15 protein-coding genes and 2 tRNA genes are annotated in these 17,148 nt (G+C 42.4%); 2 read left to right on the plus strand and 15 right to left on the minus strand.

Translation table 11 applies throughout. From position 1 onward, the window contains the following. Positions 1-8: 8 nt before the first annotated feature. Positions 9-2,456, minus strand: coding sequence for a stage II sporulation protein E (gene spoIIE / locus LCL89_RS16415; protein WP_224810939.1), 2,448 nt, complete (start codon positions 2,454-2,456; stop codon positions 9-11). A 278-nt stretch (positions 2,457-2,734) separates the two neighbouring features. Between spoIIE and LCL89_RS16420 the strand changes: the two genes are divergently transcribed. Then, a tRNA-Met gene (locus tag LCL89_RS16420) sits at positions 2,735-2,811 on the plus strand. Between the two features lie 19 nt (positions 2,812-2,830). Next, positions 2,831-2,902, plus strand: a tRNA-Glu gene (locus tag LCL89_RS16425). A gap of 143 nt (positions 2,903-3,045) precedes the next feature. Here LCL89_RS16425 and LCL89_RS16430 read toward each other — a convergent pair. The 14 genes from LCL89_RS16430 to LCL89_RS16495 all read right to left on the minus strand — a co-directional run bounded on the left by LCL89_RS16430 (position 3,046) and on the right by LCL89_RS16495 (position 17,137). Further along, the gene (locus LCL89_RS16430; protein ID WP_224810940.1) at positions 3,046-4,434 is read right to left on the minus strand and encodes an aspartate aminotransferase family protein; all 1,389 of its coding nucleotides are present in this window, start codon (positions 4,432-4,434) and stop codon (positions 3,046-3,048) included. A 173-nt stretch (positions 4,435-4,607) separates the two neighbouring features. Further along, positions 4,608-4,994 (minus strand): S1 domain-containing RNA-binding protein, encoded by a 387-nt coding sequence (locus LCL89_RS16435; protein ID WP_197318462.1) that lies wholly within the window; start codon positions 4,992-4,994, stop codon positions 4,608-4,610. Between the two features lie 75 nt (positions 4,995-5,069). Continuing rightward, entirely contained in the window at positions 5,070-5,453 is a 384-nt protein-coding gene (locus tag LCL89_RS16440; RefSeq protein ID WP_197318463.1) for an FtsB family cell division protein, read from the minus strand. Positions 5,454-5,470: 17 nt separating this feature from the next. Further along, positions 5,471-6,064 (minus strand): spore cortex biosynthesis protein YabQ, encoded by a 594-nt coding sequence (gene yabQ / locus LCL89_RS16445; protein WP_197318464.1) that lies wholly within the window; start codon positions 6,062-6,064, stop codon positions 5,471-5,473. Then, complete coding sequence (gene yabP / locus LCL89_RS16450) at positions 6,061-6,363, minus strand: sporulation protein YabP (protein WP_197318465.1); 303 nt, start codon at positions 6,361-6,363, stop codon at positions 6,061-6,063. The genes yabQ and yabP overlap by 4 nt, the downstream gene beginning before the upstream one ends. Positions 6,364-6,469: 106 nt before the next feature. Continuing rightward, the gene (locus tag LCL89_RS16455; protein WP_224810941.1) at positions 6,470-6,727 is read right to left on the minus strand and encodes an RNA-binding S4 domain-containing protein; all 258 of its coding nucleotides are present in this window, start codon (positions 6,725-6,727) and stop codon (positions 6,470-6,472) included. Position 6,728: 1 nt separating this feature from the next. Next, positions 6,729-8,198 carry a bifunctional methyltransferase/pyrophosphohydrolase YabN gene (locus tag LCL89_RS16460; RefSeq protein ID WP_224810942.1) on the minus strand — a complete coding sequence of 490 codons (1,470 nt, stop codon included), beginning with the start codon at positions 8,196-8,198 and terminating at the stop codon, positions 6,729-6,731. Continuing rightward, positions 8,195-9,778, minus strand: coding sequence for a putative polysaccharide biosynthesis protein (locus tag LCL89_RS16465; protein ID WP_224810943.1), 1,584 nt, complete (start codon positions 9,776-9,778; stop codon positions 8,195-8,197). Before LCL89_RS16465 ends, LCL89_RS16460 begins: the two co-directional genes overlap by 4 nt. 88 nt (positions 9,779-9,866) lie before the next feature. Then, on the minus strand, positions 9,867-10,403 hold the full coding sequence (gene spoVT / locus LCL89_RS16470) for a stage V sporulation protein T (RefSeq protein ID WP_206760777.1): 537 nt from the start codon (positions 10,401-10,403) through the stop codon (positions 9,867-9,869). 354 nt (positions 10,404-10,757) lie between these two features. Continuing rightward, the gene (gene mfd, locus LCL89_RS16475; RefSeq protein ID WP_224810944.1) at positions 10,758-14,294 is read right to left on the minus strand and encodes a transcription-repair coupling factor; all 3,537 of its coding nucleotides are present in this window, start codon (positions 14,292-14,294) and stop codon (positions 10,758-10,760) included. A 51-nt stretch (positions 14,295-14,345) separates the two neighbouring features. Beyond that, the gene (locus LCL89_RS16480; protein WP_197318470.1) at positions 14,346-14,576 is read right to left on the minus strand and encodes an anti-sigma-F factor Fin family protein; all 231 of its coding nucleotides are present in this window, start codon (positions 14,574-14,576) and stop codon (positions 14,346-14,348) included. 82 nt (positions 14,577-14,658) lie between these two features. Continuing rightward, positions 14,659-15,222, minus strand: a complete 564-nt coding sequence (gene pth / locus LCL89_RS16485) for an aminoacyl-tRNA hydrolase (protein ID WP_197318471.1) — start codon at positions 15,220-15,222, stop codon at positions 14,659-14,661. A gap of 196 nt (positions 15,223-15,418) precedes the next feature. After that, entirely contained in the window at positions 15,419-16,096 is a 678-nt protein-coding gene (locus LCL89_RS16490) for a 50S ribosomal protein L25/general stress protein Ctc (protein WP_224810945.1), read from the minus strand. Positions 16,097-16,183: 87 nt separating this feature from the next. After that, positions 16,184-17,137, minus strand: coding sequence for a ribose-phosphate diphosphokinase (locus tag LCL89_RS16495; protein WP_197318473.1), 954 nt, complete (start codon positions 17,135-17,137; stop codon positions 16,184-16,186). Between the last annotated feature and the right edge of the window lie 11 nt (positions 17,138-17,148).

Below are 17,148 nucleotides of genomic sequence, written 5' to 3' on the forward strand. Positions count from 1 at the left end.
ACGTTGCCTCAGGCTTGTTTTTTCTCTGTTGGTATGGAAGACCATGCCGGCATATAACGATCAATTCGAGCGACCAAAATCGTCATGTCGTCGATGATCGACCCTGATTGTGTTCTGATCACTTCTTCTAACAGGACATCAGCAATCACTTGCGGATCTTTACTAGGAATTTCTCTAATCTTGCGTTTTAACCACATTTCCATGTTTTCAACGTACTTGGGACCTTCGATAATCCCATCACTCATCATGATCAGCAGATCCCCTGCTTTTAACTGTTCGCTCGTCATGTCCACATCTACCTCCGGAATGATCCCCATCGGCAAATTCCCGGACTCAATTGTAAAGATTTGATCTCCTCTCTTTATGAAGCTTGGGGTGCTTCCGACTTTCACAAATTTTGATGTGGCTTGATGAAGATCGATGACAGCCAAATCCAATGTTGAAAAAATTTCATCATTGCTCCGTAAAGAAAGAATGGAATTGATTGATTGGATCGCAACGGATTCTTGAATTCCGGATTGAAGAATCTGTTTCAATAACCTCAACGTCTCCACGCTTTCTTCATGCGCACGTTCGCCGTTTCCCATACCATCGCTTATCGCCAGGGCATATTTTCCCCTCCCCAATTCCATCATGGTGTAGCTGTCTCCAGATATGAACCCTCCCCCTTTAGCTGCATGCGCTACGCCGGTTTCAATGGAATAATGTTTGGCCGATCCAAAATTCAAATAACAACGCCCGTGCGGATATGGAGTAATTTCCTCCATTGTCACTACAATTGATTCTCCTAAAATATCCGAAAGTACAGGGGCGATGACTTTCGCGCCTTCCCCTCGATAATTATCAATCTCTACAATTAATTCCAAATCCATATTCCCCGGGTCCAGGGAATAGATTTCTAACTTCTGGATCACCATCCCCATTCGTTCCAGAGCATGATAAATAATCTGCTCCTTCTTTTCATGATGCTCTCTTTCTTTAACTATTTCCTGCGCAAAATTACTCATCACATCTGAAACGCCCTGAAGCTGCTCTGCTACGAACTTGCGACTCTCCATTACTTGTTTTTTCAATTGTTTGTTCGCATGGTAGAAAGACAGCTCGTGTTTCATCGTATCTATTAACTTTTGAGATTTTACGCAATGGTCTTCCACGTTCTTACGGACAATCCGATTAGGCTCTCCTTTCTCATCGATTTCGGTCATCAATTCGGTCATCATATCGTGGGTTTGATCGAACAGGTTAACCCAGCATTTCTCCTTCTTAAAACAGGACTGACAGGTCTTTTCTGTGACATGGCTGAGAAAATAGTCCACTTCCTCTTCTTCAGCAGTTTCAGGAGGGACCGGTTCTATATGAGTGAAACTTTTGGATAACGCTTGAAAAACCTCTGAAAATTTCCCCACTCGTACGGCTGTTACATCACGCACCTTTTGTAAATATTTTTGTTGTTCCGACTGATGTTCATCTGTTCCAGGAACATAACGCGATAATTTACCCACCAAAGAATTGGGGGTCAATAGAAAAAAGATCACAGCTAGAGCTGAGGCAATCACAGAAGACGGCAGACTTGCCCCGTTATTTACATAAAAGCCGATCAATAATGTACCGACAATCAGCCCGGCACTCACCCCCACTTTTTTCCCCTCTTTTAATAACCCGCCTAATAAGCCTGAAAACGCAAGCAGGCTCATCTGATAGATATGGTCCATATTCGATAAACTCAACACCAGGCCTGTAACCACACCAACAGTCGAACCGATGGCTGCTCCCGCAATATAGGCAAGAAGGATGACTAAATACCTGGCGAATACATCGACGACCGCAACGCCTTGTATCTCCCAGCCGATCATGCCGGTCAATACGGAGGCTAATAATATGATTAAGCAGACAATCTCCTCATTTTTTAAAGTAGGATGATATCTTTGTGGTGATAATAAAGGGAGACTCTGCATAAATATTAGTACTAGTATGAAACTGAGAACCCCTTCTGCAACCAGTAATGTAAGTTCATAGAGCTGCCAACGGTCAAGGAGGGCCAGACTGACCGTTCGGGGTATAAAGCATGCAAGGAGCGCGAGCATCGGTAACCATTTCTGGGGGTGACTTGTTCTGGACAGCCCCAGACTTAAGAGCAAAAAAGTCGCCGACGCTCCTAACACGAAACCCGCATGGCTGTAACTATATGTAGAAGCCCCCGCGGCCATCATGATTGTAACTGGAATGATCAATGGCCTTTTCATCCACCAGATCACTGCTAAAAACGCTACACTGAATGGAGCCATAGAAGATAAAATGATAGCTCTTCCTAATAAAACCGACAGCACCATGTGGAAGACCCCTTTTTCCACCATGAACGTAAAAAGGTTTCCTGATACCTTTTGTAACCCCTTGCTGACATTAGACTGTTTCAGTGTGGTCTTACGATCTTCTCGCTTGGTCAACGTTCCTAACATTTGTACATCACTCCTTTGTTATTTCATTCATTAAACCACAGCCTGGACAAGCATTTTGTCAAAACAACAAGAGAGCAGAAACAAAAACTTCGATGCTATTTTCATAGACCGCATCGATTTCTACAAAATCTACCTCCCCACTTACCTTCTTACCTTAAAAACCCCCTTGTTTCCCTATCGAAATTTACATAATAGTCTGATTATTTTATTTTGTGTTGACACTTTTTCAATCATGATGTACTATATTTCTTGTGACTTTGAGAAAACATTATTCAAATGGCGGTGTAGCTCAGCTGGCTAGAGCGTACGGTTCATACCCGTGAGGTCGGGGGTTCGATCCCCTCCGCCGCTACCATTATTTTTTTATCGTTACTGGCCCGTTGGTCAAGTGGTTAAGACACCGCCCTTTCACGGCGGTAACACGGGTTCGAATCCCGTACGGGTCATCAAAAAGCATTCTTGTCCAAAAAACGCCTTTCTCTCATTGAGAAAGGCGTTTTTTTATATCCTCATCCACCCATCAAGAGCAGCATTGTAGACTTTTTAGAGACTGATAAGGAAAGAACCATCGGCAGTTGAAGTGATTGAATCAGAAAATACGTTTTGTATATGTGTCTTTCATACCGATAATCGCTTTTTCATGTGCTTTTATGGTGAAGTCAAGATCCTGTTCATCATGGACAGTAGATAGAGAGTATCGATTAAGAGGTTTACTGTATACACCAAACTTCAACACCCGTTCATCGATTCGTTTCCTTACATTCAAATCTGCTTTTTTCATATCCCGATAGTTTTCAATGTCTCTATCTGTCATAACGATATTGAAGATGCTGCCAAGACCTATCGTCTGCATCGGGAGATCATAATGAAGGTATAGGGCCTCTAATTCATTTCTAAGTATGTCTGTAGTATCAAACAGATTTCTCATGACACCTTCTTTTTCCAGTACTTCGATCGTAGCTAATCCAGCTGCAAGAACTAAAGGGTGCCCGTTATACGTTCCACTATGGAACAGCCCTCTTTCGGAAGAAGGCTGTCTTCCACCGGCAGAAAGAAGGTCCTGCCCGTCAGGAGAAAGCAATGCCATCATATCCTTCCGACCGCCAACCGCCCCCACCGGAAATCCTCCTCCTAAAACCTTTCCTAATGCCGTGAGATCCGGAGTGATCTTATAAAGTTCTTGAGCACCACCGACTGAGAGGCGAAAACCGGTTTTCACTTCATCAAAAATTAATACGATGCCCAACTCTTTAGTTATATCCCTAAGACCCTGCATGAATGCTTGGTGAGCAGGAATAAACCCTCCCTGGACAGGTTCAACAATGACCGCCGCTAATTCTTCAGCATTTTCTCTCAAAAGGTTTTTGGTGGCTTCCAAGTCATTGAATGGGAGGACTATAGTATGGTTCGTATAATAATCAGGAATTCCCTTTGATTCAGGTATCGTTTCCGGACGGTCTGCGGCACCCGCTTCCCCAGGGGCAGGCTGTATGCTGAAAAGCACTTGGTCGTATCCACCATGATAATGCCCCTCAAACTTAGCCACCTTGGATCTTCCTGTAAAGGCTGAAGCGACCCGTAAAGCGAGCATGGTAGCTTCTAACCCTGAGTTCGTAAAACGTACACTATCAATCCCCCTGTAGAGAGAAATTAATTTCTCTGCCATGACCGTCTCTATTTCATGCGGCGTACCGAATACTGGTGTACCTGCCGCCGACCATTGATCGATCACAGCTTCATATACAGCCGGATGACCATGCCCCAAAATCAATGCACCATAACACAGGAGGTAGTCTACATATGAATGGTTATCAGCATCATAGAGTTTACTTCCCTTACCCTTCTTCATGAATAGAGGGTGGGGAGAAAAGTGCTTGATGTTCGCTGTCACACCTCCTGGAATAGAAAGCTTTGCCCTTTCATATAACTCCGCTGAACGGTTTGTTTTATAATGTGATCGATCAAGCTGTTCACGCAAGCGTATGACCTCCGAATCTCTGCTTGAATTTACTTCTTCAACTAATCATATGATACGGCCTGTCCAATCATTCGGCAGAAGAAAAAGCTTCTGGCAAGAAAAAAAGCAGACCCTTTTGGGTCTGCTTCTCATATAGTTAAATGCACATTTTACTCATTGTCCTAGACAGCAAGCTATCCTCTTTTAGCACCTCGACCTCCACGTTTGGATTCTGTGTGCTTTTTAAGTGATGCTAAGCGGTCTTCGCTGTCCTTCATAAAACGGTTCATCTTCTGTTCAAATGATTCAGCCGGTTTACGAGGCTTTTGCGGGCGACGACCTTGGTTTTCTTTTGCTTTTTTGATGGACAAACCAATCTTACCATCATCTCCGACATTAATAACTTTCACCTGCACCTCGTCACCTTGGCTCAAGTGTTCGTTAATGTCTTTAACGTAGTTGTCGGCAACTTCACTAATGTGAACGAGACCAGTCTTCCCATCAGGAAGCTCAACGAACGCCCCGAAATTAGTAATTCCTGTTACCTTACCCTGCAGCTTGCTGCCTACTTCAATTGACATAAAAAAAATGCTCCTCCTTAAAGTTTCGATAAATAGATCCTTCTTACATATTATATATAAGCTATGAAAAGAGTGTCAATATGAGGGATCCTCATTAGGGATTTTAAAGATAATTTCGCCTTCTTTCGAGAAGAAATAATTGGTTCTCGCAATCTGTAGAACATATTCTTCATTATTCAAAAGCTCAATTTCCTGTTTCAAATCCTTTTCCTCTTTCTTCAAAGCGTCCATGTCCTGCTGCAACTGCTGATACTGCTCATGCTTTTGTGAATATAAGGACTGTTGCTGATAGTGATAAACACCCATGACACCAGCTATGATTGTCAAAATCAGGGCAAACGACACCAGACGGCGAACGAGCCGCTTCTTTCTTCTCTGATGTCGCTCCATATAAGCATCATAGTGCTTCATGTATGTAGAATCTAAGCGCGCTACCGACTCCGGTTGTTTTTTTGCCATGAAAAGTCCCGCCTCCTTCACTTCTTGTAAAGTTTTTTCACCCATGTGCTCAAAGTATTCTTCATTTTACCTAAAAAACCTGCTATTTGCCTTAAGTGTTTTTTCATGCTTTTCGGCAGCAATCGCCAAATCAATCTCAAAACTAGCTTAATAGGATAAAATGCGACAAGAAATATTATTATTATACCCTTTAAAAGTATCTTATAAACGACAAGAAGTAAAGAAAAAATTAGGAAAATGATGGATTTCACAGGCCACACGACAAAGTAATAAAAAGTTTTTTTCACAATCCTGTATATCGCCATACAAAACTTGATGAGGAACTCAAGTATATTTAAGTAGATGGGCTGAAGCATGGCACGATATGCTGAAAAACCACAGACTAAAGCGATAAAAACATAGACTCGTAACTCTCCATAATTGGCCAGGTAAAGAATATAAAATAGAAAAGCCGCTTGAAACAACCAAAAACCCAGTTGATAAATGATTTCAAGCCAGCTCTTTTTATTTCTTTTATAAAATAATCGTTCAAATGTATCCAGGGAAGCTCCTACGAACATACCTCCCCCGATCATAGACAAAATAGTAATAAACTGGGTTGTGAGGGTCATTTGAACAACTTGCTAAATAAACCTTTAGCTTTATCCCCTTGGTGTTCGTCCAAGTAAGTCATTTCATGAACTTTACCCTTGATTGAAACCACACCTGAATCCAGATCCAAGTTCTTCATTTGCAAGTTTTGGCCTCGAATCACCAAATAACCCATTGAAGTTTGCAATAGGAACTCTTCACTGTCGAAGCTGTCGACTTCTTTGACTCCGGAGATTTCTATATTTCTTCTGTTCCACATCTGCACATTGTGTTCGATTTGTTGTTGATTTCTTGATTGGTTATTATCGTAAGCTTGCATCCGACCCAACCTCCTTCTCTAGTACAAGCTATGTCAGAAAAGGAGGGGTTAGAACAAGCAAAGTCAGAAACGAAAAAACCACTGCGTAAAAAGCAGTGGCAATCCATTATTGTACAGGTTCTTCTTTTTTGATTTCGTATAGGGAGGCAGCTTCATTTTTATTCACATTTTCTCTCAATGACTTAACCTCAATCGTCAAGATTTTTTGACCGAATTGAATGGTCAGTTCATCTCCGATCGTAACGTTGCTCGCTGCTTTACTCTGGTTACCGTTTATTTGTATTCTTCCCTGGTCCGCAACTTCTTTCGCCAACGTTCGTCTTTTGATTAAACGGGAGATTTTCAAAAATTTATCTAAACGCATTTTATTCATCCGCTCCTTTGTGTCGTTCTTTCGCCTGCACCCACAACTCTTCTAATTGATTCAAGTCATAATCATGCAGTGAGTGTCCTCGACGCTTCGTTTCTTGCTCCATCGATAATATTCTGGTCCTGAATTTCTTATTGGTCCGCTGGAGAGCATTTTCACTATTCAATTTATAATGCCTTGCCAGATTCGCAATAGCAAACAGCCAGTCCCCGAATTCTTTCTCCATTTCTTCTTCATTATCATTCTCTCGCGCTTCTTGGAATTCCTTCCATTCTTCTTCTACTTTTTCCATGACCGGTTCGACAGAGTCCCAATCAAACCCTACTTTCGCGGCTTTTTTCTGCAGCTCTTCTGCTTGAAGGAGTGCCGGAAAACTGGTTGGAACTGAATCAAGGATTGATTCTGCCTTTTCCCCTTTTTCCTGCTGCTTAATCGCTTCCCAATTGGTCACGACTTCGTCAGCATCGTTCACTGTCACGGACTCAAAGACATGAGGATGACGGCGGATCATTTTATCCGTTACCGATACTATTACGTCATCGATGGTGAAAAACCCTTCATCTTCACCAATTTGACTATGCAGCATGACTTGTAGAAGGATATCCCCTAATTCTTCAATCATATGATCGTCATCTTGACGGTTGACGGCATCTATAAATTCATAAGCTTCCTCGATCAAATACTTCCTCAAAGATTCATGTGTTTGTTTTCTATCCCACGGGCACCCTTGTGGGCTTCTCAACGTTTGAATCACTTCTCTCAAACGGAAAAATTGGTGATTCAGCTTTTCTTTATCGACCGGAGGAATGTATACACTAGTCAAATTGTCGACTTCTACATTACGATCCAACTCTTCTAACGGTACAGTCGTGATTTTTTCCTGAGCACTACCTGCCGCAGATACTATCGTTACTGGATGGTCAGCCGGGAGGTCTTCTAGTAAAGTCAACTTCACTTCTGAAGCTATCATTGCATCATACACCTGGCAAAGGATAATGTGGTTCAAGTATTGCAGTTGATCTCTTTGTAAGGCTGTCGCATCTAAAAATTGGAACCCTTCAATCGGATCTATTTCCAAAGCTGCAAACGTCGCATCCAGGAAACTTTGGCCACCTTCTATGACGACGTCAATGGTTCCTTTCCTTTTTTCTTCAATCAATAGTTGGACTGTACGTTCCGCAAGCATCGGATGCCCAGGGACGACATAGGTCACATCCTCAGCCAGTGACGCCTCTACCAATTGTTTAACAATCTCTTCGTAAACCAGGTGAAAGTGATCATGATTTTCATATACAGAATCAAAGCTTTCGAAAGTCAAACCTTCCTTTTTCAAATCCTCAAGTACGGGGTGATCCATTGTCCTTACGTAAAGTTTCTGATCTGAGTTTGTCAGCTTTCTATATACTCCCAACGGAAGCTGTTCAAGGTCTCCAGCTCCTAGTCCAAGTACAGTTATCGTTTTCATCTTATCCTCCCTTTCGGCAAAAACTCCCCCCATTTATCGTGAAAGGGGATTTGCTTTAATTCTGCTTTCGTAAACGCGCCAGTGATAAATAAAAGAACGAAATAAAGGGTTGCTCCGATACCGGTTAAGCTGAGTGTGTAGAAAAGGAGTACTGCACGATGATCCAATTCAACTACAAGCCCCCCCAGTATACGAAGGAACATCAATAAAATAATCATGCCTATAGAAGCTATGACTATGGAACTCCAGGGAAGCTCGAGCCATTTTTTTATAGGGAAGTGTTTCCTCAAAGTGATGACATTCGCCAGCCATACGAAAACCACAGCAATTAATGAAGCAGCAGCAGCCCCTTCAAGCCCTAGATATGGAATAAGCCATAGGTTACAAAGCGTTTTGAACAGTATGGCTGCAAGTACATAAAAAGCTGTATGAGTGACATACCCTAATCCTTGAAGAATTGATGATGTTGTAATAGCTAGCGAAGTGAACAAAATGACGATTGACAACAGTCGTAAAACTTGTGTTCCATCCTCGCTTTGAAAGAAGAGTCGGTTGATTTCAGGAAACAGTACAATCAATCCAACCGTTGCGCCTGCAGCTACAACCAAACTGAACTTCGTCGCTGTAAACATATAACCTTTCACTAATTCAGGGTTTTTCTTTAAGCGTGGCTTTGTCACAGAAGGGATTAATGCAAGGGCAATCGATGAAGCAAGCACAGTTCCTAGTTGAATCAGGGGCTGTCCCCTGTCAAAGATCCCTTTTGATACTCTTGCCGACTCTAAATCGATCCCAAAATCAATTAACCCCCGAACGAGAGTAAATGCGTCGACCAATTGTAAAGAAAGGAGCATCATATAGTTAAAGCATATGAACAACCCATAAAACAGAATCGTCTTTATGTATGATATCGATGACTCCCAACGCTGATACGACCACACCTGGTGCTTCCTTGCGTATAAGACCAAAACCAATATGGCTCCCAGCGCACCTGCCAAAGCCGCTGTTGATGCGCCTATACCAATGGCATATAATCGTTCACTTCTCATCACCCAAACAGCAGTCGCGATAATGATGCTGACACGAATGAGCTGCTCAATGATTTGGGATGAAGCGGTAGGTCCCATTTGGTTGCCCCCTTGAAATACACCGCGTAACAACGAAACAAAAGGAACAAGTAAGAACACAAAAAAAGCTGACCGTAAAGAAGGGACCAGTTTCATATCCCCCATGACAGCAGCTATCGTAGAAGCTTGACTGTAACCAATGATAAAAATCAGCCCGCATATTCCTGCCATCCATAAGAACACCGGAATGAAGAATGAAGGGAATGAAAGAGTTTTATGTTCTTCGCTGATTTCTGAGACCAGCTTAGATATAGCCGCCGGAAAACCATATAAAGATAAGATGACAGCAATACCTAAGATAGGATAGACCTGTTGATATATATAAAAACCGAGGTCTCCAGTAATATTTTGTAGAGGGACCCTGTATCCTGCACTGAGAATTTTGCTGATCAAACCAGCGACAGTCAAGATAAAAGCCCCTTTGAAGATCGTTCGAGATTTATGTTCGGTCATTGCGGACCCTTTCTAATTCAGGAAATTTATTTCCTTATTATATCATACAAAAGGTCAGATCCATGACGACGTGGACCTGACCTATCAGCTATTCCATCTGTTTAGCTAAAAAGCTTGCTGCTGTATGAACAGCTTTCCCTGCACTATCATCCAATGGAGAACCCTCTTTGTTCAAAACAACTACACACCCGATCGGATCACCCTGCGCTATTATAGGATGGATGATATAAGAAATGACGTCTTCTTCTTGACCGCGGAGAAATTCAGTTGGGGTGGGATGTTTTTCAAAAGACATCGTTCTCGCATCCATGACTTCCTCTACTTTTGAACCGATGGATCGGTTCATGTAATCTTTCTTAGTTCCGCCAGCTACTGCAATATACTCATCACGATCACAAATCAACACAGTCGCTTCCAACGCTTCATTAAGAGCCTCTGCATATTCCTTCGCAAAATCACCTAACTCGCTGATAGGGGAATATTTCTTAAGAATGACCTCACCTTCACGGTCAACGAATATTTCTAATGGATCCCCTTCACGAATCCGCAACGTGCGGCGGATTTCTTTCGGTATAACCACACGACCTAAATCATCTATACGACGTACAATACCAGTTGCCTTCATTCTTATGCTGCCTCCCTTTCTTTGATGATGTTCATGATCTTTTACTGTTGAAGCGCATGCAGAATAAGCGGGTGATTAAAGATAGTATGATACAGCAGAAAAAACCTATACACCCTTGGTATGGATTTTTTTATAGGATTTCGGATAATTTGTAGAATTTTGTAAAAAAACGATTGAAGAATCCCAAATAAAGACAAGTGAAATAAAAAAGAAAAGTGTATTAAAACCTAAAAAAAAGCTCCCCGGTTGGGAGCTTTCTCAGAGGTCGAAATTCATATTCCTTATCGTGTATAAGCAGGAAAGGGGCCTTATAGACTCCGAAAGGTCAATGCATCGCTGTTTTAAGAACTTTCTTTAAGCCTTAGATGGTTCTCTCATCATTTCCGGCAGCCGACTCAGAAATTCTTCTACAATTTCGTATCGTTTCAGCTGTGATTTACGATCCCAGTTGAAGGTGACTTTCAGCTTGTTGTCTTCGGTGCCAAGCTGGACGATGCGTCCATATTGGTTGGCGAATTCAAACAGCTTAGAGCCATCAATCGATTGACTCTGCTCAGCCTCCATAACCATAATCAGCTTTTTCTTTTTCTCAGACACAGATTCAATCCGTGCTTGTTTGGCATACTGTCTAATGGATGAAGCTTGGAATAAGTTTGCCACTTCTTCTGGATAATCACCGAATCGATCAATCAGTTCATCACGTAAATCATGAATATCTTCCATTGATTCGATCGCTTGAAATTGCTTATACATATCAATTTTTTGTTTTTCGTCTTTGATATATTCCTGAGGGATATATGCATCCATAAGCAAGTCCAGCTCCGGCTGAAACGGCTGTACAGCTTCCGGTTCTTTTCCTTGCTGCTTTGCATGTATCGCATCTTTCAGCATCTGGGAATACATATCGAACCCGACAGAATCAATGAAACCGTGCTGTTGGGCGCCCAATAAATTTCCGGCCCCCCTGATGGAGAGGTCTCTCATAGCAATTTTGAATCCAGAACCTAATTCAGTGAATTCTTTGATGGCTTGCAGACGTTTTTCTGCCACTTCGGTCAGCACTTTATCTTTTTGATAAGTGAAATAAGCGTAGGCTACACGATTGGATCGTCCCACCCGCCCGCGCAATTGATACAGCTGACTCAAACCCATCCGGTCCGCGTCATAGACAATCAATGTATTCACATTCGGTATATCTACCCCTGTTTCTATAATTGTCGTACTAACAAGGACATCAAATTCCCCTTCCAGGAAAGAGAACATGACGTTTTCAAGCTCAGTTTCATTCATTTGTCCATGCGCAAATGCTACCCGCGCCTCAGGTACCAATGCTGATATTTCCTGCGCCATCCGCTCAATGTTTTCAACACGGTTGAACAGGAAAAAGACCTGTCCATCACGGGCCATTTCCCTTTCCACAGCTTCCCGTAAGAAAATCGGGTTATATTCTAATACATACGTTTGAATCGGGAAACGGTTCGCTGGCGGTGTCTCTATGACTGACAAATCACGCACTCCGAGCATCGACATATGAAGGGTTCTCGGTATCGGGGTAGCAGTCAGAGTCAAAACGTCGACGTTATGCTTCAGCTGTTTGATTTTTTCTTTGTGTTTTACTCCGAACCGCTGCTCTTCATCCACGATCAATAAGCCTAAATCTTTGAACTGCACATCCTTGGATAAAATTCTGTGAGTCCCAACGATAACATCGACAAGACCTTTCCTTAGTCGATCTGTCGTCTCTTTCTGCTGTTTTTTCGTACGGAAACGACTCATCAACCCTATATTGATACCAAACCCTTGGAACCGCTCTTGTAGAGTTTCATAGTGTTGTTGAGCAAGAATGGTCGTCGGGACAAGAAGGGCGACCTGTTTTCCTTCCACTATTGCCTTGAAAGCTGCACGTATGGCAACTTCCGTCTTGCCATAACCTACATCCCCGCATAAGAGGCGGTCCATCGGCCGAATCCGCTCCATGTCATGCTTGATCTCTTCAATACAGCGGATTTGGTCTTCCGTTTCTTCATAAGGAAATGCCATTTCGAATTCTTTCTGCATCTCCCCGTCCTCACTGAATGCATGCCCTTTGGATGCTTCCCGCTCCGCATAAAGCTGAATCAGATCATCGGCGATGTCTTCTACAGAGGATTGCACCCTGCTTTTCACCTTCGCCCATTCACTGCCACCAAGCTTATAAACTTTCGGCTCTTTTCCTTCGGATCCAACATATTTTTGTATCAAGTCGATTTGATCGATCGGAACGTAAAGCTTATCGTTTCCTGAGTACTTCACCATGAGGAAATCCTTATGATTTCCATTCATCTCTAAAGTTTCAATCCCCAAGTATTTTCCGATTCCATGGTTGGCATGGACGATGTAATCGCCCACTTTAAGCTCCTGATAATTCTTTATCCGTTCTGCATTGGACATCTTTTGTTTTCGCTTGGGCTTGGAAGTCCTCTTCTTAAACAATTCATTTTCTGTCAATACAGCAAGTTTATGCATAGGCCATTCAAAACCACTGCTGATATTCCCTTTAATGATCGTCGGTTTTATCAACGGAAGTTTAACAGGCTCTTTAGCAATGACGGCTTCCATGTCATAATCCTCTAAAACAGATTGTATCCTTTCACTTCTTTGGTCATCAGGTGCGAGAATGACAACGGAGTAACCTTGATTTACCCAGCGTTCCATCTCACTTTTCAACAGATTCATCTGACCGTGGAACTGCTGCATCTGACGACTTGAAATGTTTATGATATTTTGCGGCTGTGTATTAGGTATATGCCGCATAAACACAGACATATAAAGGCGCGGATGCTCCATTTTAGCCCAGGTGTCATGCCAGTCAAAGGATATTTTCAATTCTCGTACAGTCTGGTTGGCTTCCAATAAACTTTGATGCCATTCGGCTTCTTCCTGGTCCAACCTGTTCGCAGTTTCCTGTACACGACTCATTTCGTCAATGACTAATAAGCCGTCAGATGGAAGATAATCCAGCAGACTGACAGCCTCATCATAGAAGTATCCGATGTACTTATACATCTCTTGAAAACGTTCCTCTTCTTTCAATCGATCCAAATCGTGTTCGATGACTTGATTCAAGGTTTCTTTCGCCTCTGATTTCGTCAGCTTTTTCAATGAATGGCTGAGCGCTGCTTCCAAACGGTTGTGTGCACGAGCAAAATCCTGTTCTTCAAGCAGTAATTCAGTAGCGGGACCTACATTTACCTCTTTCAGCTTTTCTTGAGAACGCTGTGTTTCAGAATCGAAGGTACGTATCGAATCTACTTCAGTATCAAACAATTCGATACGATAAGGAAACTCTGCAGTCAATGGATATACATCTAAGATTCCACCTCGGATAGAAAATTCACCAGGTGTTGCGACCATTTCTGTACGTTCATACCCCATACTGATAAACCGCTGCAAGTATTGATCTAAATCAATTTCTTCCCCAACACGAAAAGGGAGCTGATTATGCTCCCAATAGGATTTCGGCGGCATCATTCGTTTTAAAGCAGCCACAGGGGCGATCAGAATACCCGAATCTTGATTGAACCATTGCGTCAAAGCATCTATACGCTGACTCCTGAGCTCTGGACTCGCAATAGCGATTTCGGATGCGATCAACTCATTCACAGGATAAAGGTGAACTTCAGCAGATGATGTAAGTTCCTGCATATCCTCGTAGAGTTGCTGCGCTTGAACCAATTGATGGGTCACAAGGAGTACAGGCCGGTGTAGAGACTCCCGAAGTAATGAGATCATGACACTTCTGGATGCGCCTGACAACCCAGCAACCATCTGTTCCTTCATTCCGTTTTCAAATCCGTCAATCACAGAATTGATATCATCCTGTGGATATAAATAATCCTTTATTCCCTGCATAAACGAACTCCCCCACCACCCTGTCTTTCAATCATGCATCAATGACAGGATTTAATGAATAAAAAAATCTAACTCATGGTAGTTTGGATGTTTGTCCAGTGTCTCTTTGCACGAATCACAAATGGTGCGGATATCCATGTTACCTTGGCTGTTCATATGAACCATTTGTTGTTGATCCTCATCATTCAGCAAATCGAATCCCAATTGAGACACGTCCACTTGTTTCGCATCCAGTTCTCCCACTTGGTTTTTACAATGCCGGCAAAAATAACGTATCTTCATTTCCATCCTCCTAGGCGGTTAATGGTAATTAGTTTTTCCGCCGACATTATAGGTTATACCAAGTCACCTTCTATTCGTTCAGTCACTTCACATTAAATTCATTCATAACTTCATTAAAAGGATTTTGAATCCAAGCTTCACAAGCCTTCACTGCATCTTGAATACTATCTTCCACGGGACCTTGCTGGTCTTTATCAAACTTACCAAGTACATAATCGACGACTGACATAGGAACGGATGGACGACCGACACCTACGCGCAATCTTTTGAATTCCTTGGTCCCCAACTGGTCGATGATATTTCGGATACCATTGTGACCCCCATGTCCGCCTTTTTTTCGAAGGCGGATCTTTCCAGGAGGTAAATCCAGATCATCATAAATGACTAAGATATCTTCTATATCGATTTCATAATAGTCCATAAACGCTCTTAACGATTCTCCCGAGAGGTTCATATACGTCTGGGGTTCTAAAACGAGAACTTTCTCACCGCCCACGTGCTCAATCGTATAGAGTCCACGGAACTTCGTTTGGTTTAATGACCAATGGTTCTGTCTGGCTAACTCTTCAATGACCATAAACCCGATGTTATGCCGTGTCTGTTCATATTTCTTTCCCGGGTTTCCGAGACCTACGATACATTTCATTCAATAACTTCCTTTTCTGTCGTTTTACTCCTACTATTATATCAAACCTGATGTGAAAAACATGTCAGTTCCTAGCGACAACTACTTATGCACACCACTTATTCTTTACCATTTACCCGCATCCTTTTCCTCCAACACCTGACTTCACACAAAAAAGGGCGGGCCTACTGGCCACGCCCCTCTGTTAAATTAGTTTTTATTCTTTATCTTCATCGTCAGATGCTTCTTCGCCTTCGCTTTCATCTTCACCTTCATCATCACCTTTTTCATTGATGACTTCAGGTTCAACATCTGCATCTTCTGTTTCCGGCTCTTCAGGCATTTCTTCCGGAGGAGTAACAGATACGATTGTGGTATCCGGGTCTTCAGTAATTTCATACTTACTGGATGCCTTCAGATCACTGACCAGGATACTGTCACCGATATTCAATTCAGAAATATCGACAACAACTTCTTCCGGGATGTCTGCAGGTTTCGCACGGACAGCCAGCTCATAAAGTGGTTGTTGTACAACTCCACCTTCTTTTGCACCTTCTGCTTCGCCTTCTAAGTGAACAGGTACTTCAACATCCATTTCTTCTGACATATTCACTATATAAAAGTCAGCATGAATGAGTTCATCTTTTAATGGATCAATTTGATATTCGTGAAGCATGACATCTACAGTTTCGCCACCATCGATGTCAAGTGAGATAATTGCGTTCTTCCCTTCATCACGAACGGTTTTAAGTAACTCTAAGCTGTTAACAGCAACCGTGATCGGCTGTTTATCTTTTCCGTAAACGACGCTGGGAACATTTCCTTCCAAACGCAGTTCTCTTGTTACGGACTGTTTGAGATTTTTCCTTTGATTTGCTTTCAATACAGTAGCCAAATTAATCAACCTCCATATAATTACCAATCATTTATATCAGTTTCCCGTAATTCGCAAGAGTTAAACCTTTTATATCAAACTTTTTTATTAATCAAATAAAATACTGATGGACTGACGTTCATGCACGCGGATGATCGCTTCGCTGATCAAACCGGCAACAGATAGTTCAGTGATTTTTTCACTCTTCTTATCTTCACCAAGTGGAATCGTATTCGTAACGACCAACTCTTGAATTTTTGAGTTTTCAATACGATCGATGGCAGGTCCTGAAAGTACAGGGTGTGTACAACAAGCATAAACAGCTTTTGCACCATTTTCTACAAGAGCGTTTGCTGCTAATGTAATCGTTCCTGCTGTATCGATAATATCATCAATTAATATCGCTGTTTTACCCTCAATGTTCCCGACAATATTCATGACTTCTGAAACATTCGGTCTAGGGCGGCGTTTATCAATGATCGCAATCGGAGCTTTCAGGCGGTCTGCCATCTTACGAGCACGGGTTACGCCACCATGGTCAGGGGACACGATGACCACATCATCAAAATTCTTCTCTTCAAAGTAGTCAGAAAGAATCGGCACACCTACCAGGTGATCGATCGGTACATTGAAGAAACCTTGGATTTGTGGTGCGTGAAGATCCAGCATGAGAACTCTGGATGCACCTGCAGTTTCTAGTAAGTCGGCAACTAATTTTGCAGTAATCGGCTCACGCGCACGGGCTTTACGGTCTTGTCGCGCGTACCCGTAATATGGCATGACGATATTAATTGTTCTTGCAGATGCACGCTTTAATGCATCAATCATAATCAACAATTCCATAATGTGTTGATTTACTGGTTCACAAGTGGATTGTACGACATATACATCACACCCACGAATACTCTCTTCAATATTTATCTGAATCTCGCCATCACTGAAAGATGTGACTGTACACTTCCCAAGATCGACTCCGATATTATCGGCAATCTCTTTTGCCAAATCTGGGTTGGAGTTCAGTGAGAACACTTTCAATTTGGAATCCTTATACCCATTTTCCATGGATTGAACCC

The organism is Halobacillus yeomjeoni, assembly GCF_020171525.1.
In the GTDB taxonomy this organism is placed as follows: Bacteria; Bacillota; Bacilli; order Bacillales; family Halobacillaceae; genus Halobacillus; species Halobacillus yeomjeoni.

Excerpts from the sequence above, each read along its gene's own strand:
- spoIIE (WP_224810939.1), bottom strand. The coding sequence starts at position 2,456 with ATGTTAGGAACGTTGACCAAGCGAGAAGATCGTAAGACCACACTGAAA.
- LCL89_RS16435 (WP_197318462.1), bottom strand. The coding sequence starts at position 4,994 with ATGTCAATTGAAGTAGGCAGCAAGCTGCAGGGTAAGGTAACAGGAATT.
- LCL89_RS16440 (WP_197318463.1), bottom strand. The coding sequence starts at position 5,453 with ATGGCAAAAAAACAACCGGAGTCGGTAGCGCGCTTAGATTCTACATAC.
- yabQ (WP_197318464.1), bottom strand. The coding sequence starts at position 6,064 with ATGACCCTCACAACCCAGTTTATTACTATTTTGTCTATGATCGGGGGA.
- yabP (WP_197318465.1), bottom strand. The coding sequence starts at position 6,363 with ATGCAAGCTTACGATAATAACCAATCAAGAAATCAACAACAAATCGAA.
- LCL89_RS16455 (WP_224810941.1), bottom strand. The coding sequence starts at position 6,727 with ATGCGTTTAGATAAATTTTTGAAAATCTCCCGTTTAATCAAAAGACGA.
- LCL89_RS16460 (WP_224810942.1), bottom strand. The coding sequence starts at position 8,198 with ATGAAAACGATAACTGTACTTGGACTAGGAGCTGGAGACCTTGAACAG.
- LCL89_RS16465 (WP_224810943.1), bottom strand. The coding sequence starts at position 9,778 with ATGACCGAACATAAATCTCGAACGATCTTCAAAGGGGCTTTTATCTTG.
- spoVT (WP_206760777.1), bottom strand. The coding sequence starts at position 10,403 with ATGAAGGCAACTGGTATTGTACGTCGTATAGATGATTTAGGTCGTGTG.
- mfd (WP_224810944.1), bottom strand. The coding sequence starts at position 14,294 with ATGCAGGGAATAAAGGATTATTTATATCCACAGGATGATATCAATTCT.
- LCL89_RS16480 (WP_197318470.1), bottom strand. The coding sequence starts at position 14,576 with ATGAAGATACGTTATTTTTGCCGGCATTGTAAAAACCAAGTGGGAGAA.
- pth (WP_197318471.1), bottom strand. The coding sequence starts at position 15,222 with ATGAAATGTATCGTAGGTCTCGGAAACCCGGGAAAGAAATATGAACAG.
- LCL89_RS16495 (WP_197318473.1), bottom strand. The coding sequence starts at position 17,137 with ATGGAAAATGGGTATAAGGATTCCAAATTGAAAGTGTTCTCACTGAAC.